This window comes from Kitasatospora sp. NPDC097643, assembly GCF_040302625.1.
In the GTDB taxonomy this organism is placed as follows: domain Bacteria; phylum Actinomycetota; class Actinomycetes; order Streptomycetales; family Streptomycetaceae; genus Kitasatospora.
This window is the reverse complement of the sequence record NZ_JBEOSA010000096.1, coordinates 1-26,139: the sequence shown is the minus strand read 5'-3', so window position 1 is coordinate 26,139 and position 26,139 is coordinate 1. Positions and strand designations below refer to the sequence as shown.

Below are 26,139 nucleotides of genomic sequence, written 5' to 3'. Positions count from 1 at the left end.
CCGGACGAACCGTCACCGTCACCAACCCCGACTACGCCCCCACCATCAACCCCGGCGCCACCTACACCACCAGCGCCAACTTCAACTACACCGGCACCAACACCGCCCCCACCACCTACACCGTCAACGGCACCACCTGCGGGCCGCCGGCCGGCCCGTCGCCGAGCCCCACCCCCAGCCCCACTCCGACCAGTACTCCGACCAGCACCCCGCCGAGCGGGCCGGCGCCGGCCGTGCACGTCTCGGGCAGCACGCTGGCGAAGGCCGACGGCACCCCGATCACCCTGCACGGGGTGAACCGCTCCGGGGCCGAATTCATGTGCGTCCAGGGCCACGGCATCTTCGACGGACCGGCCGACCAGGCGTCCGTCACCGCGATGAAGTCCTGGCGCGTCAACGCCGTCCGCGTGCCGCTCAACGAGGACTGCTGGCTCGGCCATTCCAACGTCGACCCCGCGTACGCCGGTTCGGCCTACATCGGTGCCGTCCGCAGCTACGTCGACCTGCTCCACCGCAACGGCCTGGTGGCCGTCCTGGACCTGCACTGGACCGACGGGGCGTACACCGGACCGTCCGCCGGCTGCTCCGACCCGAACGCCACCTGCCAGAAGCCCATGCCGGACGCCGCCGGCGCGCTCCCGTTCTGGACCTCGGTGGCGCAGACCTTCAAGGGCGACGACGCGACCGTCTTCGACCTGTTCAACGAGCCGTACCCGTCCCGCGCCACCGGGGACACGGACAGCGGCTGGGCCTGCTGGCGCGACGGCGGCAGCTGCCCCGGAATCGGCTTCCGGGTCGCCGGCATGCAGGCGATGGTCGACGCGGTGCGCTCGACCGGCGCGGACAACGTCCTGCTGCTGGGCGGCCTGGAGTACGCCAACGACCTCACCCAGTGGGCCGCGCACCGGCCGACCGACCCCCTGCACAACCTGGCCGCCTCCTGGCACTCCTACAACTTCAACAGCTGTCGCACCAGTTCCTGCTGGGACGCTCAGATCGGCTCGCTGGCGGCCCAGGTCCCGGTGGTGACCGGCGAGTTGGGCGAGAACGACTGCGCCCACGGCTACCTGGACACCCTGCTGCCGTGGCTGGACCGGCACGGCGTCTCCTACCTCGCCTGGGCCTGGAACACCTGGGACTGCGGCAGCGGCCCGGCGCTGATCAGCTCCTACGACGGCACGCCGACGGCCTTCGGCGCCGGCTACCGCGCCCACCTGGCCGGCCTGTAGGACACGCCCTGGTCACGCCGAGTCCCGCACCACCAGTTCCGTCGGCAGGACCATCTGCCGACGGAACCGGCCCGGCCGGGCGATCTCCTCGAGCAGCAACTGGACCATCAACCGGCCCATCTCCTCGGTCGGTTGACGCACGCTGGTGAGCGGCGGCTCGGTGTGCCGGGCCACCACGGAGTCGTCGAAACCGATCACGGCGACGTCCTGCGGCACCCGCCGGCCCGCCTCGCGCAACGCCTGCATCGCGCCCGCCGCCATCAGGTCCGAGGCGCAGAACACCGCGTCCAGGCCCGGCCGGCGGGCGAGCAGTTCCCGCATGCCCTCGCGTCCGCCGTGCTCGGTGAAGTCCCCGTGCGCGACGAGGCCCTCGTCGGCCGGGACCGCGGCCTCGGCGAGCGCCTGCCGGTAACCGGCCAGGCGCGCGGCGGCACCCTCCATGTCGAGCGGTCCGGTGACGGTTCCGATGGCCGTCCGGCCCCGGGACAGCAGGTGCCGGACGGCCGCCCGTGCGCCACCCGCGTTGTCGGCGTGCACGTAGCCGAGGGTCTCCTGCGCCGAGCGTCGACCGCCGAGCACGGCGGGCAGCTCCAGCCGCTCCAGCAGTTCGGGGAGCGGATCGTCCTGGTGCACGGAGACCAGCAGGACGCCGTCCACCCGGCGGGCGGTGAGGTAGCGGGTCAGCCGCTCCCGCTCGTGCTCGTTGCGGACCAGCACCAGCAGCAACTGTAGGTCGGATTCCGCGAGTTCGGCGGAGACCCCGGTGATGATGTCGGAGAAGTAGGGTTCGGAGCTCAGCTTCGCGACACTCTCCGGGATGACCAGCGCGACCGCGTCGGTCCGGGAGGTGACCAGGGAGCGCGCCGCCTGGTTGGGGACGTAGCCGAGTTCCGCGATGGCCTGCTCGACCGCCGCACGGGCCTTGGCGCTCACCTTGGGCGAGCCGTTGACGACGCGGGACACCGTGCCCCGGCCCACTCCGGCCCGCGCCGCCACCGCCTCCAGGGTGGGGCGGGCGGCGGGCTGCTGCTGCGCGGCTCGACTCATGATCGTTCTCCCGGCGGACGGCGTCGACTGCGGTGACCACGGCGATAACGGCAAGGGACGACACGGTCCGGTAACGGAGCCGTTGCACGCCCTTGACACTGCTCGCGCGGCGAAGCAATCTTCCCACATCGAAATGGGAGCGCTCCCAAATGCCACTCCACCCCGCTCCCGAGCACTGCCGGCCGCCAGTCGCGCGGCGTAAGCCATGGACCAGCCTGGACAAGGAGATTCGGCCATGCGGAACCCCGGCACCACCACCCACAGCGGCGGAGCAGCCGCCGCCCTCCCCGCACGCAAGCGGCGCACACCACTTCCGGGCGCCGCCGTCGCGGCCCTGTGCGCCCTGCTGGTCGCCGGTTGCAGCAGCAGCTCCGGCACCGACGCGGCCTCCGACAGCAAGATCACCCTGACCGTCGGCGACTACGGCACGTTCGGCTACAAGGAGGCCGGCCTGTTCGACGCGTACATGCGCGAGCACCCCGGCATCACCATCGTGGAGCACACCGTCCAGCAGGAGAGCGACTACTACCCCGCCCTGCAGACCCACCTGGCCTCGGGCAGCGGCCTGGACGACATCCAGGCGGTCGAGGTCGGCCGGATCGCCCAGGTGGTGAAGAAGCAGGCCACCAAGTTCGTCGACCTCGGCGCGGCGGACGGGGTCGACAAGAGCGCCTTCCTGCCCTGGAAGTCCCAGCAGGCCACCACCGCGGACGGCCGCGCCATCGGCCTGGGCACCGACATCGGCCCGATGGCGATCTGCTACCGCAAGGACCTGTTCCAGCAGGCCGGGCTGCCCACCGACCGCGCCGAGGTGGCCAAGCTCTGGCAGGGCGACTGGGCCAAGTTCCTCGACATCGGCAAGCAGTACCAGGCCAAGGCGCCCGCCGGCACCTTCTTCACCGACTCCGCCGGCGGCCTGTTCAACGCCGTGGTGTCCTCCAGCACCACGCAGTACGACGACGCCGGCGGCAAGCTGGACTACAAGAACAGCCCCAGCGTCAAGGCCGCCTGGACCCTGTCGACCGGTGCGATCCAGGCCGGGATCAGCGCCGGCCTCAAGCAGTTCGACACACCGTGGAACCAGGCGTTCGCCAACTCCAAGTTCGCCACGCTGGCCTGCCCGTCCTGGATGACGGCCATCGTCGCCGACAAGTCCGGGCCCGCCAACAAGGGCAAGTGGGACATCGCCGCCGCCCCGGCCGCCGGCAGCTGGGGCGGCTCCTTCCTCACCGTGCCCAAGGCCGGCAAGCACCAGAAGGAGGCCGCGGCCCTCGCCGCCTGGCTCACCGCACCCGCGCAGCAGGTCAAGGTCTTCACCACGGTCGGCAACCTGCCCTCCAACACCAAGGCGCTGGGCCAGCCGGAGGTGCAGAACGCCAAGCTCGACTACTTCGGTGACACACCCACCGGCCAGGTCTACGCCGCCACCGCGCAGTCCATCCACCCGACCGTGATCGGCGAGTGGGACGGCCTCGTCAAGGACACCCTCACCAACGGCGCCCTGCTCAGCATCGAGCAGCACCAGAGCGACCCCGACAAGGCGTGGAGCACGGCCGTCAAGGAGATCGACGACAAGGTCAGCGACTGACGGCCCGTCCGGCAGCGAGCCCGTCCCGGCCCCGAGCGGCCGGAACGGGACCGCCCGCTCTCCCGAGAGAGGTCACGACCATGCTCGACGAGGCCGTTCCGGCCACCCCCCTCGGCGGGCCGCCGCCCGCTCCCCCGCCGCCGCGCCCCTGGCGCACCCGGCTCTACCGGTGGGACCTGAAGGCGTCGCCGTACCTGTACGTCGCACCGTTCTTCGCCTGCTTCCTGGCGTTCGGCCTGTTCCCGCTGATCTACACGGGCTGGGTCTCGCTGCACAGCGTCGACCTCCAGGCTCCCGACCAGATGCAGTGGCGCGGCTTCGACAACTACACCCGGCTGCTCCACGACGACCTGTTCCGCAACGCCCTGCGCAACACCCTGACCATCGGCGTGCTGTCCACCGTGCCGCAACTGCTGATGGCCCTCGGTCTGGCGCACCTCCTCAACTACCGCCTGCGCGGCCGGGGATTCTTCCGGATCGCGATGCTCGCGCCGTACGCGACCTCGATCGCCGCGGCGACCCTGGTGTTCTCGCTGCTGTTCGGGCGGGACTACGGGATGATCAACTGGCTGCTGGGCCAGCTGGGCCTGAGCCCGGTCGACTGGGAGGGCGGCACCTGGAGCTCCCAGATCGCCCTCTCCGTGATCGTCACCTGGCGCTGGACGGGCTACAACGCGCTGATCTACCTCGCCGCCATGCAGGCCGTCCCGCACGACCTGTACGAGGCGGCGGCGCTCGACGGCGCCAACCGGTGGCAGCAGTTCCGGCACGTCACGGTGCCGTCCATCCGGCCCACCATCCTGTTCACCGTCGTGGTCTCCAGCATCGGGGCCACCCAACTCTTCGGCGAACCCCTGCTGTTCGGCGGCGGCGCGACCGGCCACAGCGGCGGCTCGGCCCACCAGTACCAGACCCTCGGGCTCTACCTGTACGACCAGGGCTGGTACGCCTTCCACCTCGGCCGGGCCGCCGCCGTGGCCTGGACGATGCTGCTGATCCTGCTGGCCATCGGCGCGCTCAACCTCGCCCTGGCCCGCTTCCGCCGCGCCCGGAACGGGAGTTGAGCGCCGATGGCCAGGAACCCGGGACGCCGTGCGGGAGCACGCGGCCTCACCGGAGCCGGACCGCTCACGTACGCGGTGCTGATCGTCGTCGCCGTCCTGTCCCTCTTCCCGCTGTACTGGACCCTGGTCGGTGCCTCGACCTCCGGCAGCCGGATCGCGCAGACCCCGCCTCCCCTGCTGCCCGGCGGGAGCCTGTGGCACAACCTCGACATCGCCTGGAACCAGGTCCACATGGGCGAGGCGCTGCTCAACTCGGTGGTGGTGGCGGGCTGCGTGACCGCCAGCACGGTGCTGTTCGCGACGCTCGCCGGCTTCGCCTTCGCCAAACTGCCGTTCCGGGGCCGCAACGCCCTGCTGAGCCTGGTGGTGGCGACCATGACGGTGCCCGCCCAGCTGAGCGTCATCCCGCTGTACCAGATCATGGCCGAGCTGCACTGGACCGACCGGCTGCAGTCGGTGATCCTGCCCAATCTGGTGGCCGCGTTCGGGGTGTTCTTCATGCGGCAGTTCCTGTCCGAGGCACTGCCGGTCGAACTGGTCGAGGCGGCCCGGGTGGACGGCGCGAGCAGCCTGCGAATCCTGTGGAGCGTGGTGCTGCCCATCGCCCGGCCCGGGATGGCCGTGCTCGGCATGCTGGTCTTCGTGCAGTCCTGGAACGACTTCTTCTGGCCGCTGATCGCGCTGAGCCAGAGCAATCCCACCGTCCAGGTCGCGCTGGCCGGCCTCGGCGGCGGCTCGTACGACTCCGACCAGGCCGTCATCCTCACCGGATCACTGCTCGGGACGGCACCGCTGCTGCTGGTCTTCGCCCTCCTCGGCCGGCACGTCGTCGGCGGAATCACCGCCGGCGCCGTCAAGAACTGATGATTGGTCAATCTCTCACCGGAAACGGAGAAGCCAGCCATGATTTCCGCAGGGGCCCAGTCGACCCCGGTCGACACCTCCGATCCCGCCTTCCCCGCCGACTTCCTCTGGGGAGCCGCCACGGCGGCCTACCAGATCGAGGGGGCCGTCGACGTGGACGGCCGGACACCCTCGATCTGGGACACCTTCAGCCGGACCCCGGGGCGAACCGCCGGCGGCGACACCGGCGAACGCGCCACCGAGCACTACCACCGCTACCGGCAGGACGTCCGGCTGATGGCCGACCTGGGCCTGGGCGCCTACCGGTTCTCGGTGTCCTGGTCCCGGGTGCAGCCGACCGGGCGGGGGCCGGCCGTCGAACGCGGCCTGGACTTCTACCGGCGGCTGGTGGACGAGTTGCTGGAGCACGGCGTCGAGCCCGCGGTGACGCTCTACCACTGGGACCTGCCCCAGGACCTGGAGGACATCGGGGGCTGGCCGGCCCGCGACACCGCGCGGCGGTTCGCGGACTACGCCGCCCTGGTGGCCGACGCGCTCGGCGACCGGGTGGGGCTCTGGACCACTCTCAACGAGCCCTGGTGCTCGGCCTTCCTCGGCTACGGCTCCGGGGTGCACGCGCCGGGCCGCGCCGACTGGACGGCCGCCCTGCACGCGGCCCACCACCTCAACCTCGGCCACGGCCTCGCGGTCGAGGCACTGCGCACGACGCTGCCCCGGGACGCCCGGATCGCCGTGTCGCTCAACCTGCACGAGGTGCGGCCGCTCACCCGGTCCGCCGCGGACCACGAGGCCGCCCGCCGGGTCGACGCGGTGGGCAACCGCGTCTTCACCGGACCGATGCTGAGCGGTGACTACCCCGCCGACCTGATCAGCGACACGGCACACCTGGTCGACTGGCCGGAATTGATCCACGACGGCGATCTGGCCACGATCTCCCGGCCGGTCGATCTGCTGGGCGTCAACTACTACACCCCCACCGTGGTGTCGGCCCCGCCGGACGGCCAGGCCCCGGACTCCGCCGCCGCGAGCGAGGCCGGCCACGGTGACGGCGCCCAGTCCCCCTTCGCCGGCTGCGGCGACCTGCTCTTCCACCGCGCACCCGGCGAGCGCACCGCCATGGGCTGGACGATCGACCCGACCGGCCTGACCGACCTGCTGCTGCGCCTCCACCGCGAACACCCCGGGCTCCCGTTGCTGGTCACCGAGAACGGTGCCGCCTTCGACGACCGGGTGACGCCCGAGGGCGCGGTGCACGACCCGCAGCGCATCGGCTACCTGCGCGGACACCTCGACGCCGTTCGACGGGCGATCGCCGCCGGCGCGGACGTGCGGGGCTACTTCCTCTGGTCGCTGATGGACAACTTCGAGTGGGCGTACGGCTACGGCAAACGGTTCGGCCTGTACTACGTGGACTACCCCACCCAGGCCCGGATCGCCAAGGACAGCGCCCGGTGGTACGCGGAGGTGATCCGCCGGGGCACGCTGCCCGACCCGGGTGTGTGAGCGCGTCCATTCCCTTGACGCCGATCATTCAACCGGCGAAGCTGGCAGCGGTGGGTGAACCGGCGCGCGATGAGTTCGGGGTGCAGTTCCCGTGTCGAGTGTCGATCCAGGACGGCCCCCATGTCCCTGCCCTTGCCCAACACCGACCCCGCTCCGACCCTGGCCGAGGTCGCCCGTCGGGCCGGTGTCTCCATCGCGACCGCCTCCCGGGTGCTGAACCGTTCCGCCCGGGTCTCCACCGACGCGGCAGCCCGGGTGGAACAGGCAGCGCGCGAGCTGGCCTACGTCCGCCGCCGGGCACCCAGTGCCCGGCGGACGGGCGTGGTGGCCGTCGTGGTCTTCGCCGATCCGCTGCAGTACCACGCGGACGCCTTCCCGGTCCGGCTGCTGGCCGGGCTGCGGCGCTCCCTGCCGGGCGCGGAGCGGGAGCTGGCCGTCTTCACGGTTCCCAGACGCTCACGGCGGCCACCGCTGGTGCGCTACCTGTGCGGCGGCCACGTCGACGGAGTGCTGCTGGTCGGTCCCTGGGGGGACACCGCGCTCATCCGGCTGCTGCACGCGGCCAAGGTCCCGGTGGTGTCGCTGGGCCGCCCGCCGGAGCCGGGCACGGTGGCGTTCGTGGACGCGGACAACCTGGCCGGCGCCCGGGCGGCGGTGCGGCGGCTGTGCGCGTCCGGGCGCCGGGCGGTGGCCACCATCGCCGGGCCGCCGGACACCGCCGCCGGCGCGGACCGGCTGGCCGGCTACCACCAGGCGCTGGCGGCGACGCTCCCGGCCGCCCGGCCTGCCGTGGCGTACGGCGACTTCAGCAGCGCCTCCGGGGAGCACGCGATGCAGTGGCTGCTGGACCAGCGCCCGGAGCTCAACGCGGTGTTCGCCGCCTCCGACCAGATGGCCGCGGGAGCCCTCCGGACCTTGCGGCGGCACGGGCTGCGGGTGCCCGAGGACGTGGCCCTGATCGGCTTCGACGACGCCCCCGTCGCGGCACGGTGCCGCCCCGGGCTGACCACCGTCCGCCAGCCGGTGGAGGAACTCGGCGCCCGCGCCCTGGAGTTGCTGCTGCGCAATCCGGCGCACGGCGAATCGATCGTGCTCCCCACCCGGCTCGTCGTCCGGGCCTCGGGCTGAACACGCGGCGCCCCGCACCTTGGTTCGTATTCCCTTGCGTCACCGATGGCGGCAAATGAGAGCGTTAACAACTCCTGGGAGCGAGTCTCGGGCCGCCGGAGCAGGCCGGGCCCCGCCCACCCGGCGATGCTCGAAACTTTCGGTCGACCTCGATCGCTCTGCTCGTGAAAGTTACCCCCAACCGGTGGGAGATCCGTGGGGACCTCGTCGGCCGACTCGATAGCCGAGCCTCCGAACAGGGACTTTCCTGGGGCGGGCAGAGCTGGGCGCGGCCGATACTTTCGCTTGCTCTGCCGAAAGCATTGACAGCTTGTCGAGTGCACACCAACACTGTCGCCGTCGGCAACGTGCGCGCGGCCGTGGCTCCGGACCCCGACCGCAGGTCACCAACTCGCCCGGCGAAACGCGCTGTTGATGACACGCCGGCCCCCACCCCACCCATCGGCAGGACGGATCACCTCCGTGAACGCTCACCACCCCCAGAGCCGCAAGGCCGGCCGCCTCCGGCGGATCGTCAGCAGGGCGCACCTCCTGGTGCCGGCCCTCGCGGTCGTCCTGATCTTGCCCGGCACCGCCGACGCCGCCACCGTGACCACGAACCAGACCGGCACCGACGGCGGGTACTTCTACTCGTTCTGGACCGAGGGCACCGGTGCGGTCTCGATGTCGCTGAACGGCGGCGGTCACTACGGCACCTCCTGGTCCAACGCGGGCAACTTCGTGGCCGGCAAGGGCTGGAGCACCGGCTCGCGCAAGCCGGTCTCCTACTCGGGCACGTGGAGCACCAACGGCAACGCCTATCTGTCGCTCTACGGCTGGAGCACCAACCCGCTCGTCGAGTACTACGTCGTCGACAACTACGGCTCCTACCGGCCCTCCGGCGCGTTCAAGGGCACCGTCACCACGGACGGCGGCACCTACGACATCTACGAGACGGCGCGCTACAACGCCCCGTCGATCGAGGGCATCAGGACCTTCAACCAGTACTGGAGCGTCCGTCGGGCCAAGCGGACCGGCGGAACGATCACCGTCGGGAACCACTTCGACGCGTGGGCCAGGTACGGCATGCGGCTCGGCACCATGAACTACGAGATCCTGGCGACCGAGGGCTACCACAGCAGCGGCCGCTCCGACCTGACGGTGAGCGCCCGTTGATGAAGGAGACCCCCATGCGTGCACGGAAGTCCCGCCGAGGCCGGCCGACCACGGCGCTCACCGCCGCCGTCGCTGCCTCGGCGGCCCTGGCGGCCATGCTCGGCGTCACCACCGCGCAGGCCGCCGCCGACACCGCGCGGACGGCCTCCGGCGACCTCGGCTGCGCCCTGCCGTCCACGTACCACTGGTCCTCGACGGGTGCGCTGGCGCAGCCGGCGAACGGCTGGGCCTCGGTGAAGGACTTCACCGATGTCGTGTACAACGGCAAGCACCTGATCTACGCGTCCAACGTGAACGGCTCCTCGTACGGCTCGATGATGTTCAGCCCCTTCTCGAACTGGTCGGACATGGCGTCCACCGGGCAGATCGGGATGGGCCAGGCCACGGTGGCACCCACCCTGTTCTACTTCGCGCCCAAGAAGCTCTGGGTACTGGCGTACCAGTGGGGCCAGTGGCCCTTCGTCTACCGCACGTCGACCGACCCGACGAACCCCAACGGCTGGTCCGCGCCGCAGCCGCTGTTCACCGGCAGCATCCCCAACTCCGGTACCGGGCCGATCGACCAGACCCTGATCGCCGACGACCGGAACATGTACCTGTTCTTCGCCGGTGACAACGGCAAGATCTACCGGGCGAGCATGCCGATCGGGAACTTCCCCGGCAGCTTCGGGTCGTCGTACACCACGGTCATGAGCGACTCGACCGCCAACCTCTTCGAGGCGCCGCAGGTGTACAAGGTCAAGGACCGCAACCAGTACCTGATGATCGTCGAGGCGATGGGCGCGGGTGGCCGCTACTTCCGCTCGTTCACGGCCACCAGCCTCAACGGTTCGTGGACCCCGCAGGCCGCCAGCGAGAACAACCCCTTCGCGGGCAAGGCCAACAGCGGTGCCGGCTGGACCAACGACATCAGCCACGGCGACCTGGTCCGCAACAACCCGGATCAGACGATGACCATCGACCCCTGCAACCTGCAACTCCTCTACCAGGGCAAGTCGCCCACCGCCACCGGCCCCTACGACCGACTGCCCTGGCGGCCGGGCCTCCTGACCCTCCGCCGCTGACCGGCACTCACCGCCTCCGGGGGGAACCCCGGCCGTGCACTCGGCCGGGGTTCCCCCTCGTCAGGCGCGGTGCGCGCCCTTGCGACGGGCCCGGGCTCGGAAGGCCAGCACGCCGCCGCCGATGGCGAGCAGGGACGCGCCGCCGATCGGTAGCAAGCCGTTCGAGCCCGTGGCGGCGAGGTCCGTGGCCGCACCCCTGGTCGGGCTCGCCGAAGCCGACGCCGAGGGGCCCGCACCGCTCGCCGGCGATTCCGCCGTTGCGGGCGACGGCTGCGGCCCCGCCGGCGCGGGCGACCCCGACGACCCCGGCGATCCCGCCGACGCGGAAGACCCCGGCGACCCCGCCGGTGCGGGCGGCGGCACCGGAGCCGCGGCCTTGTCGCGGGTGAACGCCAAGGTGCCGAAGCCGAGTTGGTCGAAGCCGCCGCTGTTCGGACCGTAGTCGCCACCGCCGCCCTCGGGCCCGACCTTCGCCGCCATGGCCGCCGTCCAGGGCGCGGCGAGGCCGTGCCCGCCGGGTCGAACTCGCCCAGGAGCCGCCGGAAGTCCTCCCAGCGCGGGTACGACCCCCGGATCGCCTCGGGCGCCATGGTGAAGACCTTGCCCCAGTGCGGCCGGGCGGCGAAGCCGGACAGGGCCTCCTCGACCGCCCCGACCGCGTCCGCCACGGCCACCGCATCGGGGTGCCAGGTGAAGTGGAAGGCGACGCAGTCGCGTCGGAAGGCGGGGCTGAGCCAGAGCGCGTCGGCCGCCACCGTACGGATCTCACCGATCTGCAGGGCCGGCGCGATCCGCTCCCGTACGGCGTCCAGCGCGTCGAACGCGCGGACGGCGTCGGGGCGGGCGACGAAGTACTCCGACTGCAGTTCGTCGCCGCTGCTCGGCGTGAACTCCTGCCGGAAGTGCGGGAGCCGGTCGTGCCACCGCCCCGGCACGCCCAGCTGCTCCGTGCAGGGTTCGGGCGGGCACCCCGGCACGGGGTGGCGCGGGCCGTCGGCGAGCACCGCGCCGAGCCAGGTCCCGGGGGCGTCGGGGCCGCCGCGCCGCTTGAGCCACACCTGGTCGATCCGGTCGCCCCGCCAGCGCGTGAACAGGCTGACGCTGTACGCCGCCGCCATGATCTCGTCGAACCGTTCCCGCAGCACGGCCGTCGGCAGGCCCTCGTAGACCCACTGCCGGACCTCGAACGCCGGCACCACGTCCAATGTCAGCCGGGTGACCACGCCGAGGGCGCCGAGGGCCACGACCGAACCGGGGAACCGGGCGGCTCCCCGGTCGAGCGTCACCAGGTCGCCGTCCGCCGTCACCAGCTCGACGGACCGGACCGCCGTGGCGAGGCAGCCGTTGGCGACCCCCGAGCCGTGCGTCCCCGTGGCGCAGGCGCCCGCGACCGAGATGTGCGGCAGCGATCCGAGGTTGTGCAGGGCGAGGCCCGCCCGGTCCAGCGCTCCGGCGAGGTCGCCGAACCGCGTCCCGGCGCTCACCCTGACCGTGCCGGCCCGCCCGTCCGGCTCGACCGTCCGGGGCAGGCCGGCGACGGACACCAGGTCACCCGTGGTGTCGGCGATCGCGTTGAACGAGTGCCCGGTCCCGAGGACGCGCAGGGACCGGCTGCCCGCGACGATCCGCTGCAACTCGGCCACGGTGCGGGGCTCGTGGAACCGCTCGGCCCGGAACCTGATGTTCCCGGCCCAGTTGGTCGCGGCCACGGTCATGGGGTGTCGCCTCCTCGGCTTCGACGGCGGACCGGCACGTTCTCAGCGGCGGGTCAGCCGCACCGAGAGGCCGTCATGGGTGTCCAGCGGCGTCGCCCGGTAGCCGGCCGCGTCGACGGTGACGCTGCCGAACTCGCCATGCACCGCGCACCCGTTGATCACCGGCAGGACCACGTCGTCCCCCAGGGCGTGGGCGTCCGGCAGCCGCAGGGCGAGTTGCGCGCCCTGGCCGAGCGTGACCCGGCCCGCGACCGTCAGAGCCGGGGCGTGGCAGTGGTGCAGCGTCAGCTCCAGGCGCGTCCCGGCGCCCGACTGCCCGTAGTCGCCGTGCACCCGGACGGCGCCCCGCTCGGCGTCCACCCGCAGGGTGCCGCCGCGGACCTGGACGTCGCCGCGCCCGAGGGCGTCGCGGGAGCCGGCCACGAGGACGCCGCCCGCCACCACGGTGGGGCCGGTGTAGCGGTTGGTACCGGTCAGGGTCAGCGTCCCGGTGCCGCGCTTGGTGAGGCCGCCCGGGCCCGCGATGTCGTTGTGCCAGGCGTCGGCCGCGCAGAACCCGCCGTCGGCGGCGTTCAGCTCCACCGTCACGTCCCGCTCGAACGAGCCGTAACCGTCCGCCGCGGCGAACAGGTCGAGCCGGCCCCACATCTCCGGGCCGTCCAGCAGGACGTAGCCGGAGGGCAGGGCGGTGGTGCGCAGCACCTCCCTGCGCTGGGCGCCGTCCAGGTAGGGCAGGCGCGTCTCCAGCAGGACTTCGGCGCCCTTGGGCACTGCCATCGGGACGTCCCGGCCGCTGCGGCGGAGGACGTACGTCAGCCGCGGCGTGACCTGCGCGGCGTTGGCCGCGCGGTCGGCGTACGGGTCCTCGGCCGGTGCGGCGCGGTGGGCGAAGGCGTACAGGGTGTCGGCCGTGCTGCCGGTCCTCGACCGGAAGTACGCGGCCGCCTGGCTCCGGGCGGCGGCCTTGAGGGCGGCGTTGCGCGGGTCGGCGAGGGTGGCGGCGGCGAGCGCCGTGGCGAGCGTGCGACCGCCGATGACGTCGAGCGGGGAGTGCATGCCCGCGGTGATCCGGGTGTGGCTGAGCTCGAAGGCCCGGGCGATCAGCTCCTGGAACCGCTCGGGCACCGCGTAGGCGAGGGCCAGCGCGGCCAGGTGGAAGGCGTTGGTGTGACCGCTCACGAAGCCGCCGTCGTCGGCCGGGGAGGTGCCGCGCTGGCGCAGCAGTTGCGGGGCGACGACGACGTCCGAGGCGTAGACCGGGTAGCCGACGGCGTCGGTGGCGCCGGTGTCGACCACCGCGCTGTCCTCGTTGAGCCGCCAGGGGCGCGGGTAGCGGTAGGCGTACTTGGCCGGGTTGCCGGAGGCGTACGGTCCGCGCAGGGTGTTGACCAGGGTGACCACCTGCCCCAGCTCCGAGTCGACGGCCCCCGGTCCGAGCGCGGACCCGGCGGGCGCGTCGGCGGGGACGGCGTCGTCGACCTTCGCGGGCGGGGTGGAGTCGGGCGCGGTGGTGATCGAGGTGACGGCCCGGGCGCCCGCGCGGTACAGGTCGGCGAGCGGGCCGAGGCCGGCGATGACGGCGTAACTCTGGTGCTGGCGGTCGTAGACGAAGGCCTCCCGGGCCTGCGCCGCGGTGCGCCGGGTGGTGACCCGCACGCAGTAGCGCACATTGGCGCGCAGCACGTCGGCCAGCAGCGGCGAGCCGTCGTTCCAGGACCCGCCGGTGTGCCAGATCCGGTTCATCCCGGTGAGGATGCGCACGGCCGCGTTCCCCTCCGGGGTGAGGTCGGCCATCGTGTTGGTGGTGTAGGAGTCCACGAAGGCGGCGCCCTGGACGGGCCCGGCGGGCGCTGCGGCGGCCCGCTGCGGGGTGGCCAGCAGGTCCAGGGCCGTGGGCGCGGTGAGGATGCCGATCGAGGTCGCCGCGGAGTGGCGCAGGAAGCGGCGGCGGTTCAGGGTGGGCTGGTCGTTCATTGCGGTCTTCCTGCGGTGGTGCGCCCGGTGGGCGGAGCGGTGTGCGGGAGGAGGGGGGTCGGTCCCCCGGCCCGGGTGGCGGCCCGGGCCGTGGAAGCGCGGGGAAGCGCGGGGACGTGCGGGGACGTGCGGGGACGTGCGGGGGCAGCGGGGACCTGCGGGGGCGGCGGGGTAGCGGGGGCTCAGCGGCGGGTGAACAGGAAGCCGAGCTTGTCGACCCCGTCGCCGGCGCGTCCGTGGAACCCGGCGAACTGCCAGCCGTCGGTCGCGGTGCGGGTCACGCAGTCGCCGGTGGTGGTGCCACCGGCCAGGGTGCGGCCCAGGTTGGTGCCGAAGGAGGCGTAGAAGATCCGGGTGTGCCCGTTGTACGAGCCCCGGCAGAGGGTCGCCGTGCTCACGTACTCGCCGCTGCCGAGGGTGAGCGAGGAAGCGGTGCCTCCGGTGCCCCCGTGGGTGAGGGCGGTGCCGTCGGCGAGGGTCAGGCCGACCTGGTCGACCCGGCTGCCGGCCCGGAGGCTGACGGTGGTGGCCCGGGCACCGGCCGGGACGCGGTCGATGTCGTCGTAGAAGTCGCCGTGCGGGCCGCCGAACTGTTCGCTCGCCAGGTAGGCGGGGCTCCGGCTCCAGGTGAAGCCCACGGCCACCGGGTCGTGGTCGGAGAGCATCCTGCCGGAAGCGTCCAGGAAGTCGGCGTGCTTGTTGGCGTACGAGGTCGCGCTCAGCGAGACCAGCGGGCTGCCGCGGTAGAGGACCTTGTCGACGATCTCGCAGGTGTCGGTGGGCGCGTTCTGGTCGCACAGCAGCGGGTCGGCGCCGCGGGTCGGCGCGATGCCACCGCGCTCCAGCTGCACCCACGCGTCGGTCAGGCGGTTGTCGGCGGCGAAGGCGGCGATGGTGTCGTCGGCCCGGGTGTAGCGCGTGTTGGTGTCGCCCATCACGACGACGGCGTTGCCGGCCGAGTGGGTCCTGATGTAGCCGGTGAGCTGGGCCAGGTTGGCGGCGCGGGCGGTCTCGTCGCCGGGGTTCGTGCCCGCGTTCGCGTGGAGGTTGTAGAAGTCCACGTACACGCCCTCGGCCAGCCGGGTCCGCGTGAAGGTGAAGCCCTTGGGGGTGAGGCAGTCACCGGAGTCCAGCTGGCAGTCGTTCCACTTGACGCGCTCGAAGTCGTCGGTGTCGTAGGCGAGTCCGGACAGGGTGTTGAGGCCGCTGCCGATGCCCGCCCCGCCGCTGGTCGCCGTGCGGTACGGGTGGGCGTCGGCGGCGTACAGCGCGGCGTGGTAGTTGAAGTCCTCCTGGACGTTCACGACGTCGTACGGCCCCAGCCGCCCGCCGATGGCGGTGGTGCTGCTCTGCCGCTCGGTCGAGGAACTGTTCACCACCTGCGGGAGGCCCGCGACGTTGTACGTCAGCACGGAGAACGACCCGCCCCCGTCAGCGGCTTGCGCGCTCGGTGCGCTGAGCAGGCCGCTCAGAGCGGCCCCCGCGCCGAGCGCGCACACGAGGACTGAGCGGAGGAAGGGGTGGCGGCGGGGCTTGGACATCGCTGCTCCGATCGGAGTACGGCCACGGGAAGATCCGGCGCCCCGGAGCGTATGAGCGAATGATGAGAGCGTCAACAGCAGTGATGGCCAGTCACAGTGCTACTGAGCTGGGCATTTATGAAGCCATGCCAACTCTCCCACCAAGGTTCTGTGAGCGTTAACAGAAAGTTCTTGTCACAGCACCCGGCGAACCTCGGCTCGGACGGCAACCGGCCCCGGACCGCCCGGACGGCGGTGCGGGGGTGCCGGGCGCCCACCGTCGGCATAGCGTGGCCGACGGCGCCCGCCCGCCCGGTGGTGGTGCGCCGGGCCCAACACCGCTTCCCTGGAGGTCGGTTCATGCGCGCGGTGACCTACGACTCGTACGCCCCGGACAACTCCCGGCTGCGGTACGGCGAGGTGCCCGACCCGAAGGTCGGCCCCGGCCAGGTGCTGATCCAGGTCCGGGCTGCCTCCGTCAACCCGGTCGACTGGAAGGTCATGGCGGGCGGTCTGGACGGCATGATGGACGCGGTCTTCCCCGTCGTCCCCGGCTGGGACGTGGCCGGCGTGGTCACCCGCACCGGCCCCGACACGCCCGAGTTCGCCCCGGGGGACGAGGTGATGGCGTACGCCCGCAAGGACGTGGTGCAGGCCGGCACCTTCGCCGAGTACGTCGCGGTCGCCGCGCCCGCCGTGGCGCGCAAGCCCGCCGGGCTCGACTGGGCGCAGGCGGCCGGGCTGCCGCTGGCCGGACTCACCGCGCTGCGCTGCCTGGACCGGCTCGCGGTCGGCCCCGGCGACGTGCTCCTGGTGCACGGCGCCGCCGGCGGCGTGGGCAGTCTCGCGGTGCAGCTCGGCCGCGACCGCGGGGCCCGGGTGATCGGCACCGCCTCGGAGCGCAACCACGCGTTCGTCCGCGAGCTGGGCGCCGAGCCGGTGACCTACGGGGACGGTCTGACCGAGCGGGTGCGTGCGTCGGCGCCCGGCGGCGTGTCGGCCGTCGCGGACTTCGTCGGCGGCCAGCTGGAGACGACGCTGGCCGTGCTCGCCGACGGCGGGCGGCACGTGTCCGTCGCCGACCCGGGCGTGTCCCAGCACGGCGGCCACTGGATCTGGGTCCGTCCGGACGGTGCCAAGCTCGCCGAACTCGCGGCGGTGGTGGACCGCGGGGCGCTGACCGTGGAGGTCGCCCGGACCTTCCCGCTGGAGCGGACGGGCGAGGCCTTCGACGCCAGCCGCACCGGGCACACCCGCGGGAAGCTGGTCGTCGTGCCGTGACCTCCTCGCGCCCTTTTCCGGGAGCGCGGGTCACGGGGCCCGACCTAGGCTGGAGCCAGGCGCCGGAACCACCGTCCGGCGTGCACGGCTGCCCGGACGGAGGCGCGCGTGGAGACGACCGGCGAACAGGACGCGCCCACCGCCGTTGTCACGGTCGACCCGGACGGCGTGGTGACCGGCTGGAGCGAGGGCGGACTGCTCCTGCTGGGCTGGGCGGCGGCGGAGACCGTCGGCCGGCCCGTGACCGACCTGCTGGTCGATCCCCCGCCCGGCTTCCCCGGCAATGACGGCCCCGGCAGTGACGGCCCCGGCAGTGACAGCTCCGGGCCCACGGGTCTGATCACCCTGCGTCACCGGGACGGCTCCACGGTGGAGGCCGTGGTGACGGTCCAAGCCCTGCGCGGTGCCGACGGCGAGGCCCGGGGCCGGGTGATGACCGTCCAGCGCTGGGGACGCCGCCCCGTGATCGCCGACCGGGCCTTCGAGCAGTGCCCCTTCGCCCTCGGCATCTACGACCCCGACCTGCGGTTCCTCTGGGTGAACGCCGCCGCGTGCGGGGTGATCGCGCACTCTGAGGAGCAGATTCGCGGTGAGCGGTACCGCGAGCTGTTCCCCGAGCTCGAGGGCATCCCGTACACCGACAAGCTCTCCGAGGTGGCCAGGACCGGCGAGCCAGCGCGCCTCATCACGATCTTCAAGCCGCTGGGCAGCGCCTACGCGAACGCCTGGGCCACCAGCATGTGGCCCGTCCGGGACGCCGAGGGCACGGTGCGCGCGGTCGCCAACTGGGGCTTCGACATGAGCGCCGAGTACTGGGCCCGTCAGCGGCTGCTCATCCTCAACGAGGCCACCCGGGGCATCGGCCGGACCCTGGACGTGCTCAGCACCGCTCGGGAACTGGCCGAAACCCCGGTGCCGGGGTTCGTCGACCTCGTCACCGTCGACCTCTTCGACGAGGTGCTGCGCGGAGAGGAACCGCCCGCCTCCACCGCCGGCGGCACCATCACGCTCGCCCGCGCCGCCCGGCACAGCGCGAAGGCCGACCGCGAGCCGGCGCCCGGACCGGCGGCGCCGGTCGGCTACGCCCACGGGTCCGTCGCCGCCCGCTGCATGGCCACCGGCCGGTCCATGGTGCAGCTCGCCGCCGAATTCAGCCAGGGCGGCGAGTGGGCCTTCGGTCCCGGTCTCGCCTCCGATCCCGCCCACTGGCCGCCGGGTCTCCCGCTGATCGACCAGTCCATCGCCGCGAAGGGCCTGACCGGCAAGATCACCGTGCCGCTGCTGGCCCGCGGCGCCGTGCTCGGCGTCGTCGTGTTCGCCCGCCGCGACCGGCCCGAGGCCTTCACCGCCGACGACCTGATCCTCGCCGAGGAACTGGCCGCCAAGGCCGCCGTCGCCATCGACAACGCCCGCCGGTTCACCCGCGAGCACTCCGTCGCGCTGACCCTGCAACGCAGTCTGCTGCCGCAGCGGCTGCCCGAGCACGGGGCGGTCGAGGTGGCCTCCGGCTACCTTCCCGCCGGGGCCGGCGCGGGCGTGGGCGGCGACTGGTTCGACGTCATCGCGCTGTCCGGCGCCCGGGTCGCCCTGGTCGTCGGCGACGTCGTCGGCCACGGCGTGCACGCCTCGGCCAGCATGGGCCGGCTGCGCACGGCGGTGCGCACCCTGGCCGACGTGGACCTGCCGCCGGACGAACTGCTGACCCACCTGGACGACCTCGTCCTCCACCTCCCCGACGACTTCCAGTCCGAGGGCCGGTACGAACCGTCCGGTGAGTCCGGGGCCACCTGCCTGTACGCCGTCTACGACCCGGTCTCCCGCCGCTGCGTCATGGCGAGCGCGGGCCACCCGCTGCCGCTGGTGATCGCTCCGGACGGGACCGGGACCCCGGTGTCCGTCCAGCCGGGACCGCCGCTCGGCGTCGGCGGTCTGCCCTTCGAAGCAACGGAGATCGAGCTGCCCGAAGGCAGCCTGCTCGCCCTCTTCACCGACGGAATGGTGAAGGGCCGCGAACACGACGCCGAGCAGGGACTGGCCGAACTGCTCCGCGTCCTGAGCGAGCCGGCCGACTCGCTGGAGGCCCTCTGCGACTCGACGATGACCACCCTGCTCCCCGACCACCGCACCGACGACGCCGCCCTCCTGCTCGCCCGCACCCACGCCCTGACCCCCGACCGCGTCGCCGACTGGCACGTCGAGCCCGACGTCTCGCAGGTGTCGCCCGCCCGGCAGTTCGCCGTCGAGCAGCTGGCCGCCTGGGGCCTGGAGGAGGCCGCCTTCGTCACCGAGCTGGTCGTCAGTGAACTGGTCACCAACGCCATCAAGTACGGCGCGCCGCCGATCAGGCTGCGGCTGATCCGCGACACCGAGCTGATCTGCGAGGTCTCCGACGCCAGCGAGACCACCCCCCACCTGCGCCGGGCGCGCATCTTCGACGAGGGCGGCCGGGGCCTGATGCTCGTCGCCCAGCTCACCAAGGGGTGGGGCACCCGGCACACCACCAACGGCAAGACGATCTGGTGCGCGCAGGCCCTCGGCCCGATGTGATCCCTGGTGATCCCGGCCGCCGTTCGGTGGTGCCGCGGTGGCCCGGCTACTCCTGCTTCTCGCCGGAGGCGTAGCGGGAGATGATCAGCGCGATGATGATGATCGCGCCGTTGAGGAACTGGTTCCACAGCGGCGGGACGCCGGCGAGGGTCATCACGTTGACCACCAGCTGGAGCGTCAGGACACCGGTGAGGGCGCCGAAGAGCGTGCCGCGGCCGCCGTTGAGGCTGACGCCGCCGATGACGGTGGCGGCGAAGACCTGGAAGATCCAGCCGTTGCCCTGGTCGGCGGAGATCGAGCCGTAGTGGCCGGTGTAGAGGATGCCGGCGAAGGCCGCGAGCAGGCCGCCGAGGATCAGTACGGCCCAGACGATCCGGTCGACCCGGATGCCGGCCGCCCGGGCGGCCTCCGCGTTGCCGCCGATCGCGTACAGAGCGCGGCCGTGCCGCAGCCAGGCGAGGGCGCTGCCGCCGATCAGGAAGAGCAGGGCGCAGATCCAGATCGCGGCCGGGACACCGAGCCAGCTCGCGCTGCCGAGGTAGCGGAAGGAGTCGGGCACGTTGACGATGGACTGCCCCTGGGAGATGGCCACTTGGAGGCCGCGGAGCAGGGTGAGCGCGCCGAGGGTGACGATGAAGCCGTTGAGGCGCAGCTTGAGGATGAGGAAACCGTTGATCGCGCCGATGAGGGCGCCGACCAGCAGGCACAACGGGATGGCGCTCCACTCGGGGAAGAGTCCGAGGCCGTTGAAGCGGGCGCCGTGGTCGGGCAGGACGAGCCAGACGGCGATCACCGGGGCGACGCCGATGGTGGACTCCAGGGAGAGGTCCATCCGCCCGGCGATCAGGATGAGCGCCTCGGCGAGGACCAGCAGGCTCAGTTCGGTGGCCTGCTGGCCGACGCCGAGGAGGTTGTCGGAGGTGAGGAAGGCGGGCGAGACGATGAAGCCGATGACGCCCAGCACCAGCAGGACCGGGACGAGCGAGAGGTCGCGGTAGCGGGCGAGGTCGAAGCGGCGGTGGGCGGGGGCGAGGACCGCTGCGCCGGTGAGGTCGGGGAGCTCAGTGGTGGGAGTCATGGTCTTCCTTCGGATCGGTCGGGCCGGGCATGCCCTCCATGGCCGCGACCAGTTGTTCGTCGCTCCAGCCGGCTTCGAACTCGGCGACGACCCGGCCGTGGAACATGGCCAGGACGCGGTCGCAGACCCGTAGGTCGTCGAGTTCGTCGGAGACGATCAGGGCGGTCCTGCCTTCGTCGGCGACCTTGCGGATGGTGCCGAGCAGGGATTCCTTGGACTTGATGTCGACGCCGTTGGTCGGGCGGATGGCGACCAGGACGTGCGGGCGGGTGGCGAGCGCGCGGGCGATGACGACCTTCTGCTGGTTGCCGCCGGACAGCGCGGACACCGGGGTGGCCGGTCCCGGGGTCTTGATGTCGAGGTCGTCGATCATGCGCCGGGCGAAGCCGCGGGTGCGCGAGGGCAGCACGGTGCCGTACGGGCCCAGCTGGTCGGTGACGGTGAGGGTGGCGTTCTCCGCGACGCTGCGCTGCGGTACCAGGCCCTGGACGTGCCGGTCCTCGGGCACGAAGCCGATGCCGGCCGCGAGCGCGGCGGGCACCCTGCCGGTGCGCACCTGGCGCCCGGCGACGCTGACCGTCCCGGTCCGGGGCCGGTGCAGGCCGGCGAGGGTCTCGCCGAGTTGGACGTTGCCGCTGGCGGCGGCGCCGGCCAGGCCGACCACCTCGCCGGGGCGGGCGGTCAGGTCGACGTCACGGTAGTGGCCGGCCAGGCCGAGGCCGGTGACGTCGAGCAGCGGCGCGCCGTCCGGGAGCGTCCGACCGGTCACCGACCAGCTGGGCTCCGGGCCGCGGGAGGTCTCGCCGGTCATCGCCTCCACCAGGGCCTGCTGGTCGAGTTCGGCGACCGGGGCAGTGACGATGTGCCGGGCGTCGCGGTAGACGGTGACGGTGGTGCAGAGCTCGTAGACCTCCTGGAGGTGGTGCGAGATGAACAGGAAGGCGACGCCCTGCTGTTGGAGTTCGCGCAGCTTGTCGAAGAGCCGGTGGATGCCGCGGGCGTCGAGCTTGGCGGTCGGCTCGTCCAGGATGATGAACCGGGCACCGAAGGACAGGGCCCGGGCGATCTCCACGAACTGGCGCTGCTCGACGGTGAGGTCCTCGGCGCGGGCCGTCGGGTCGACGTCCACGCCGTACTCGGCGAGCAGTTCGCTCGCGCGCGAGCGCAGTGCCTTCCAACCGATCGGGCGCAGCGCGCCCGCGCTGTGCCTGTTCAGGAAGAGGTTCTCCGCGACGGTCAGCGCGGGGATGACGGTGGAGCGCTGATAGACGCAGGCGACCCGGGAGCGCCAGGCCTCGGTGTCGCCGGGGGCGGGGGCGGGTTCGCCGTCGAAGCGCAGGGTGCCGGTGTCGGGGTTCTGAAGTCCGGTCAGGATCGAGACGAGGGTGGATTTGCCCGCGCCGTTCCGGCCGACCAGGGCGTGTGCCTCACCGGGGGCGACGGAGATGCGGGCGTCGCTGAGCGCGACGGTGGCGCCGAAGCGCTTGCTGATCCCGTCGGCCTCGACGACGGGGCCCCGGGCGGGGCTGGGATCCGCCATGGCGGGTGTCCTCTCCATGGGCCCCGTGGGCGGGCGGCTTCGGTCAGGGTGCCTGCCGGCCCGCTCACGGGGGTTCGGGTCACTTGCCGACGTTGTTGCCCCACAGGGACTTGTCGTCGACGTTGTCCTTGGTCACCAGCGGCGCGGGGAGCTGGTCCTCCAGGCCGTTGGGCAGGGAGATGATGGTGGACTGGTGGTCGGTCGGGCCCGCCTGGAAGGTCTTGCCCTCGGCGGCGGCCTGCGCGTAGACGAGCGCGTACTTGGCGTAGAGGTCGGCGGGCTGGGAGACGGTGGCGTCGATGTCGCCCTTGCGGATCGCGTCGAACTCCTGCGGGATGCCGTCGTTGGAGACGATGGCGATGTGCCCCGGCTGGCCGACCGGCTTGAGCAGGCCCTTCTGCTGGAGCAGGGCGAGGGTCGGCTGGAGGAACGCGCCGCCGGCCTGCATGTAGATGCCGCCGAGGTCGGCGTTGGCGGCCAGCGTGGACTGGAGCTTCGCGGAGGCGACGTCCCCCTTCCAGTCGGTGGCCAGCTCGATCACCTGGATGCCGGGGAACTTCTCCTTCATGCAGGCGGCGAAGGCCTCCGAGCGGTCGCGGCCGTTGATCGAGCTCAGCGCGCCCTGGAGTTCGGCGACCTTGCCCTTGCCGCCGAGCTGTTGTCCGAGGAACTCGCAGGCCTTGGTGCCGTACGCCTTGTTGTCGGCGCGGACCACCATGTAGACGTTGCCCTTGTCGGGGCGGGTGTCGACGCTGACGACCGGGATCTTCTTGGCGGCCAGCTGGTCGAGGGTGGAGGCGATCGCCCCGGTGTCCTGCGGAGCCATGACGACGGCCTTGGCGCCGGTGTTCTGGAAGACCTGGACGTTGGCGGCCAGCTTGGTCACGTCGTTCTGCGAGTTGCTGACCGGCAGGGTGTTCAGCCCTTGCGAGGAGGCGTCCTGCTTGACGTACTGCGCGTAGGAGTTCCAGAAGTCGGAGTCCGCGCGGGGCAGGTCGACGCCGATCGCCGGCTTGCCGCCGCCGGATCCGGCGGAGGTCGAGTCGCTGCCGCGGTTGCAGGCCGTGGCGAACCCCGCCAGGACGACCACGGTGGCGGCGGTGGCCGCGATTCTGGAGGAGTGGAACTTCATGGTGCTGGTCTCCTTGGCTGGGAAGGCCGGCGCCCCTGCGGGGCGGGGTGGGAGGCGGATCACAGAGAAAGCGACCGGGCATCCGGCAGAAGACATCGGATGGCTTGTGGTGCCGAGGACTCTACGAGCCGGGTATCCGGCTGACAAGAGGAAAGTTCGGGTGATTCTGAACCGTGATCAGCGGACACCGCGACGGCCCAGGGCGGCCCAAGGCGGCGCCGGGCGGGACCGGATGAGTGCTGTGAGCTGCCGACTTGAGCCATCTGACGGCCGAGCAACAGCAGACATCGGAGGAATCCTTGCGGCACCCGGTGCGGACTCGTATGGTCATGGCACCACGGATACCTCCGATGTGTTGACACCGTCGAGCTGTCCATCGACGGCCTCGGCACCCGGCGTCAGACCCTCAGCAACGCGTGAAAGGCACCGTCTTGTCCGCAACCACTGCGCGGATCACCGCCGTCGACACCTACGACATCCGCTTCCCCACCTCGCGGGAGCTGGACGGCTCCGACGCGATGAACCCCGACCCCGACTACTCCGCCGCCTACGTCGTCCTGCGGACCTCCGAGGGCGGCCACGAGGGCCACGGCTTCACCTTCACCATCGGACGCGGCAACGACATCCAGGTCGCCGCCATCGACGCACTCCGCCCGCACGTCATCGGGCGGCCGCTCGCGGAGCTGTGCGCCGACCCCGGCTCGCTGTACCACGACCTGATCGGCGACAGCCAACTGCGGTGGCTGGGACCGGAGAAGGGCGTGATGCACATGGCCATCGGGGCCGTCGTCAACGCCGTCTGGGACCTCGCGGCCAAGGAGGAGGGCAAGCCGCTCTGGCAGCTGCTCGCCGACGCCGACCCCGAGTGGCTCGTCTCCCAGATCGACTTCCGCTACATCGCCGACGCCCTCGACCCGGCCGAGGCGCTGGACCTGCTGCGGCGCGGGAAGGACGGAGCCGCCGAGCGCGCCGCCGAGCTGCTCCGCCGGGGCTACCCCGCCTACACCACCTCCCCCGGCTGGCTCGGCTACTCCGACGAGAAGCTCACCCGCCTCGCCCGCGAGGCCGTGTCGGACGGCTTCCGGCAGATCAAGCTCAAGGTGGGTGCCGACCTCTCGGACGACATCCGCCGCTGCCGCACCGCCCGCGAGACCGTCGGACCGGACATCCGGATCGCCATCGACGCCAACCAGCGCTGGAACGTCGCCGAAGCCGTCGAATGGACCAAGGCGCTCGCGGAGTTCGACCCGTACTGGATCGAGGAGCCCACCAGCCCCGACGACGTGCTGGGCCACGCGACGATCCGGCGGCAGGTCAGCCCGGTGAAGGTCGCCACCGGCGAGCACGTGCAGAACCGCATCGTCTTCAAGCAGCTGCTCCAGGCGGGCGCCATCGACGTCCTCCAGCTGGACTCGGCGCGGGTCGGCGGCGTCAACGAGAACCTGGCCATCCTGCTGCTCGCCGCGAAGTTCGGCGTCCCGGTGTGCCCGCACGCCGGCGGGGTGGGCCTGTGCGAACTCGTCCAGCACCTGTCCATGTTCGACTACGTGGCGCTCTCCGGCACCACCGAGGACCGCGTCATCGAGTTCGTCGACCACCTCCACGAGCACTTCCTCGACCCGGTGGTCATCGCCGACGGTCACTACAGGGCCCCCACCACGCCCGGCTTCTCGGCGGCCATGTACCAGGCCTCGCTGGACACCTACCTCTACCCGCGCGGTTCCTTCTGGGCGGCGGAGACGGCGCAGCGGGAGGCCGAGCGGTGAGCCCGGCCGACCGGCCGCCGCGGCGGGAGCCGTAACCGTCCCGACCGCCCGGTCCGGCCCCGGTGTGCGAAAGCACTGCGGCCGGGCCGGGCGGAACCTTTATGCTGCGAACATCCGATGACCAGGAAAGGCGAGGCCGTGCCAGTCACCGACGAGGCGATCGAGAAGATCAAGGCCATGATCGTGAGCGGCGAGCTCCGCCCCGGTGCGCGGCTCCCGAAGGAGGCCGACCTCGCGGACCGGCTCGGCCTGTCCCGCAACTCCCTACGGGAGGCGGTCAAGGCGCTGTCGCTGATCCGGGTGCTCGACGTGCGCCAGGGCGACGGCACGTACGTGACCAGCCTGGAGCCCGAAGTCCTCCTGGACGCGCTGGGTTTCGTCGTCGACTTCCACCAGGACAACACGGTGCTGGAGTTCCTGGAGGTCCGCCGCATCCTGGAGCCCGCCGCCGCCGCGATGGCCGCCCGGGTGATGTCCGACGAGGAGATCGCCGGCCTGGGCGAGGTGCTGGCGAGCCTGGGCGAGGACGCCTCGCTGGAGGAACTCATCGCCAACGACCTGGAGTTCCACCGCAGGATCGCGGCCGGGTCGGGCAACACCGTGCTCTGCTCGCTGATCGACGGACTCTCCGGGCCCACCATGCGGGCCCGGATCTGGCGCGGGCTGACCGAGGAGGGCGCGGTGGCCGACACGCACCGGCAGCACCGCGCGATCTTCGACGCGATCGCCGGCCGCCGCCCGGAACTCGCCCACTCCTGGGCCACCGTGCACGTCGCCGGGGTCGAGCAGTGGCTCCGCGACACCCTCGGTGAAGAGGGATCGCCCCTCGGCTGAAGAAGGCCGAAGAAAAGGAGCGGTGTGTGGCGCCGGCCCGCAGCCCGGGGGTGTTCGGCGAGCTGACGTTGACCACCAGGTAGTCGGCGTAACGGGCCAGCCGCTCGGTC

At 72.3% G+C, this 26,139-nt stretch carries 17 protein-coding genes and 2 pseudogenes; 12 read left to right on the top strand and 7 right to left on the bottom strand.

Annotated features, from left to right (window positions below):
* On the top strand, positions 1-1,229 hold a 1,229-nt coding region (locus ABTY15_RS36895; protein ID WP_350605740.1), incomplete at its 5' end, for a cellulase family glycosylhydrolase.
* Between the two features lie 12 nt (positions 1,230-1,241).
* Here ABTY15_RS36895 and ABTY15_RS36890 read toward each other — a convergent pair.
* The gene (locus ABTY15_RS36890; RefSeq protein ID WP_350605738.1) at positions 1,242-2,276 is read right to left on the bottom strand and encodes a LacI family DNA-binding transcriptional regulator; all 1,035 of its coding nucleotides are present in this window, start codon (positions 2,274-2,276) and stop codon (positions 1,242-1,244) included.
* Positions 2,277-2,511: 235 nt separating this feature from the next.
* Between ABTY15_RS36890 and ABTY15_RS36885 the strand changes: the two genes are divergently transcribed.
* The 7 genes and pseudogenes from ABTY15_RS36885 to ABTY15_RS36855 all read left to right on the top strand — a co-directional run.
* Positions 2,512-3,864, top strand: coding sequence for an ABC transporter substrate-binding protein (locus ABTY15_RS36885; protein WP_350605736.1), 1,353 nt, complete (start codon positions 2,512-2,514; stop codon positions 3,862-3,864).
* An 80-nt stretch (positions 3,865-3,944) separates the two neighbouring features.
* Complete coding sequence (locus ABTY15_RS36880) at positions 3,945-4,928, top strand: carbohydrate ABC transporter permease (RefSeq protein WP_350605731.1); 984 nt, start codon at positions 3,945-3,947, stop codon at positions 4,926-4,928.
* A 6-nt stretch (positions 4,929-4,934) separates the two neighbouring features.
* The gene (locus ABTY15_RS36875; RefSeq protein ID WP_350605726.1) at positions 4,935-5,792 is read left to right on the top strand and encodes a carbohydrate ABC transporter permease; all 858 of its coding nucleotides are present in this window, start codon (positions 4,935-4,937) and stop codon (positions 5,790-5,792) included.
* 39 nt (positions 5,793-5,831) lie between these two features.
* Complete coding sequence (locus ABTY15_RS36870; RefSeq protein ID WP_350605724.1) at positions 5,832-7,295, top strand: glycoside hydrolase family 1 protein; 1,464 nt, start codon at positions 5,832-5,834, stop codon at positions 7,293-7,295.
* A 120-nt stretch (positions 7,296-7,415) separates the two neighbouring features.
* On the top strand, positions 7,416-8,423 hold the full coding sequence (locus ABTY15_RS36865) for a LacI family DNA-binding transcriptional regulator (protein ID WP_350605723.1): 1,008 nt from the start codon (positions 7,416-7,418) through the stop codon (positions 8,421-8,423).
* Positions 8,424-8,885: 462 nt separating this feature from the next.
* The gene (locus tag ABTY15_RS36860) at positions 8,886-9,578 is read left to right on the top strand and encodes a glycoside hydrolase family 11 protein (protein ID WP_350605721.1); all 693 of its coding nucleotides are present in this window, start codon (positions 8,886-8,888) and stop codon (positions 9,576-9,578) included.
* A gap of 161 nt (positions 9,579-9,739) precedes the next feature.
* A pseudogene (locus ABTY15_RS36855) lies at positions 9,740-10,642 on the top strand (non-reducing end alpha-L-arabinofuranosidase family hydrolase); the annotation flags it as partial.
* A gap of 509 nt (positions 10,643-11,151) precedes the next feature.
* Here the strand turns inward: ABTY15_RS36855 and ABTY15_RS36850 are convergent.
* The 3 genes and pseudogenes from ABTY15_RS36850 to ABTY15_RS36840 form a co-directional block, all read right to left on the bottom strand.
* A pseudogene (locus tag ABTY15_RS36850) lies at positions 11,152-12,357 on the bottom strand (FAD-binding protein); the annotation flags it as partial.
* A 42-nt stretch (positions 12,358-12,399) separates the two neighbouring features.
* Entirely contained in the window at positions 12,400-14,331 is a 1,932-nt protein-coding gene (locus ABTY15_RS36845) for a phosphatase PAP2 family protein (RefSeq protein WP_350605709.1), read from the bottom strand.
* A gap of 182 nt (positions 14,332-14,513) precedes the next feature.
* Positions 14,514-15,872 (bottom strand): jacalin-like lectin, encoded by a 1,359-nt coding sequence (locus tag ABTY15_RS36840; RefSeq protein WP_350605705.1) that lies wholly within the window; start codon positions 15,870-15,872, stop codon positions 14,514-14,516.
* Positions 15,873-16,211: 339 nt separating this feature from the next.
* Here ABTY15_RS36840 and ABTY15_RS36835 point away from each other — a divergent pair, with 339 nt between their 5' ends.
* Together ABTY15_RS36835 and ABTY15_RS36830 are read left to right on the top strand one after the other, a co-directional pair.
* Entirely contained in the window at positions 16,212-17,132 is a 921-nt protein-coding gene (locus ABTY15_RS36835) for an NADP-dependent oxidoreductase (protein WP_350605701.1), read from the top strand.
* A 108-nt stretch (positions 17,133-17,240) separates the two neighbouring features.
* Positions 17,241-19,679 carry an ATP-binding SpoIIE family protein phosphatase gene (locus tag ABTY15_RS36830; protein ID WP_350605699.1) on the top strand — a complete coding sequence of 813 codons (2,439 nt, stop codon included), beginning with the start codon at positions 17,241-17,243 and terminating at the stop codon, positions 19,677-19,679.
* A 46-nt stretch (positions 19,680-19,725) separates the two neighbouring features.
* Here ABTY15_RS36830 and ABTY15_RS36825 read toward each other — a convergent pair whose 3' ends face one another.
* The 3 genes from ABTY15_RS36825 to ABTY15_RS36815 form a co-directional block, all read right to left on the bottom strand.
* A complete protein-coding gene (locus tag ABTY15_RS36825; protein ID WP_350605696.1) occupies positions 19,726-20,757 on the bottom strand; it encodes an ABC transporter permease in 1,032 nt (343 codons plus the stop codon).
* Positions 20,741-22,297 (bottom strand): sugar ABC transporter ATP-binding protein, encoded by a 1,557-nt coding sequence (locus ABTY15_RS36820; RefSeq protein ID WP_350605694.1) that lies wholly within the window; start codon positions 22,295-22,297, stop codon positions 20,741-20,743. Before ABTY15_RS36820 ends, ABTY15_RS36825 begins: the two co-directional genes overlap by 17 nt.
* A gap of 79 nt (positions 22,298-22,376) precedes the next feature.
* Positions 22,377-23,429, bottom strand: a complete 1,053-nt coding sequence (locus ABTY15_RS36815; protein ID WP_350605689.1) for a sugar ABC transporter substrate-binding protein — start codon at positions 23,427-23,429, stop codon at positions 22,377-22,379.
* Between the two features lie 431 nt (positions 23,430-23,860).
* Between ABTY15_RS36815 and ABTY15_RS36810 the strand changes: the two genes are divergently transcribed.
* Both ABTY15_RS36810 and ABTY15_RS36805 read left to right on the top strand, forming a co-directional pair.
* On the top strand, positions 23,861-25,195 hold the full coding sequence (locus tag ABTY15_RS36810) for an L-fuconate dehydratase (protein WP_350605685.1): 1,335 nt from the start codon (positions 23,861-23,863) through the stop codon (positions 25,193-25,195).
* A 138-nt stretch (positions 25,196-25,333) separates the two neighbouring features.
* Positions 25,334-26,029 carry a FadR/GntR family transcriptional regulator gene (locus ABTY15_RS36805; RefSeq protein WP_350605681.1) on the top strand — a complete coding sequence of 232 codons (696 nt, stop codon included), beginning with the start codon at positions 25,334-25,336 and terminating at the stop codon, positions 26,027-26,029.
* The last annotated feature ends 110 nt before the right edge of the window (positions 26,030-26,139 follow it).

Excerpts from the sequence above, each read along its gene's own strand:
- ABTY15_RS36885 (WP_350605736.1), top strand. The coding sequence starts at position 2,512 with ATGCGGAACCCCGGCACCACCACCCACAGCGGCGGAGCAGCCGCCGCC.
- ABTY15_RS36815 (WP_350605689.1), bottom strand. The coding sequence starts at position 23,429 with ATGAAGTTCCACTCCTCCAGAATCGCGGCCACCGCCGCCACCGTGGTC.
- ABTY15_RS36890 (WP_350605738.1), bottom strand. The coding sequence starts at position 2,276 with ATGAGTCGAGCCGCGCAGCAGCAGCCCGCCGCCCGCCCCACCCTGGAG.
- ABTY15_RS36880 (WP_350605731.1), top strand. The coding sequence starts at position 3,945 with ATGCTCGACGAGGCCGTTCCGGCCACCCCCCTCGGCGGGCCGCCGCCC.
- ABTY15_RS36835 (WP_350605701.1), top strand. The coding sequence starts at position 16,212 with ATGCGCGCGGTGACCTACGACTCGTACGCCCCGGACAACTCCCGGCTG.
- ABTY15_RS36875 (WP_350605726.1), top strand. The coding sequence starts at position 4,935 with ATGGCCAGGAACCCGGGACGCCGTGCGGGAGCACGCGGCCTCACCGGA.
- ABTY15_RS36840 (WP_350605705.1), bottom strand. The coding sequence starts at position 15,872 with ATGTCCAAGCCCCGCCGCCACCCCTTCCTCCGCTCAGTCCTCGTGTGC.
- ABTY15_RS36870 (WP_350605724.1), top strand. The coding sequence starts at position 5,832 with ATGATTTCCGCAGGGGCCCAGTCGACCCCGGTCGACACCTCCGATCCC.
- ABTY15_RS36825 (WP_350605696.1), bottom strand. The coding sequence starts at position 20,757 with ATGACTCCCACCACTGAGCTCCCCGACCTCACCGGCGCAGCGGTCCTC.
- ABTY15_RS36820 (WP_350605694.1), bottom strand. The coding sequence starts at position 22,297 with ATGGCGGATCCCAGCCCCGCCCGGGGCCCCGTCGTCGAGGCCGACGGG.
- ABTY15_RS36865 (WP_350605723.1), top strand. The coding sequence starts at position 7,416 with ATGTCCCTGCCCTTGCCCAACACCGACCCCGCTCCGACCCTGGCCGAG.
- ABTY15_RS36845 (WP_350605709.1), bottom strand. The coding sequence starts at position 14,331 with ATGAACGACCAGCCCACCCTGAACCGCCGCCGCTTCCTGCGCCACTCC.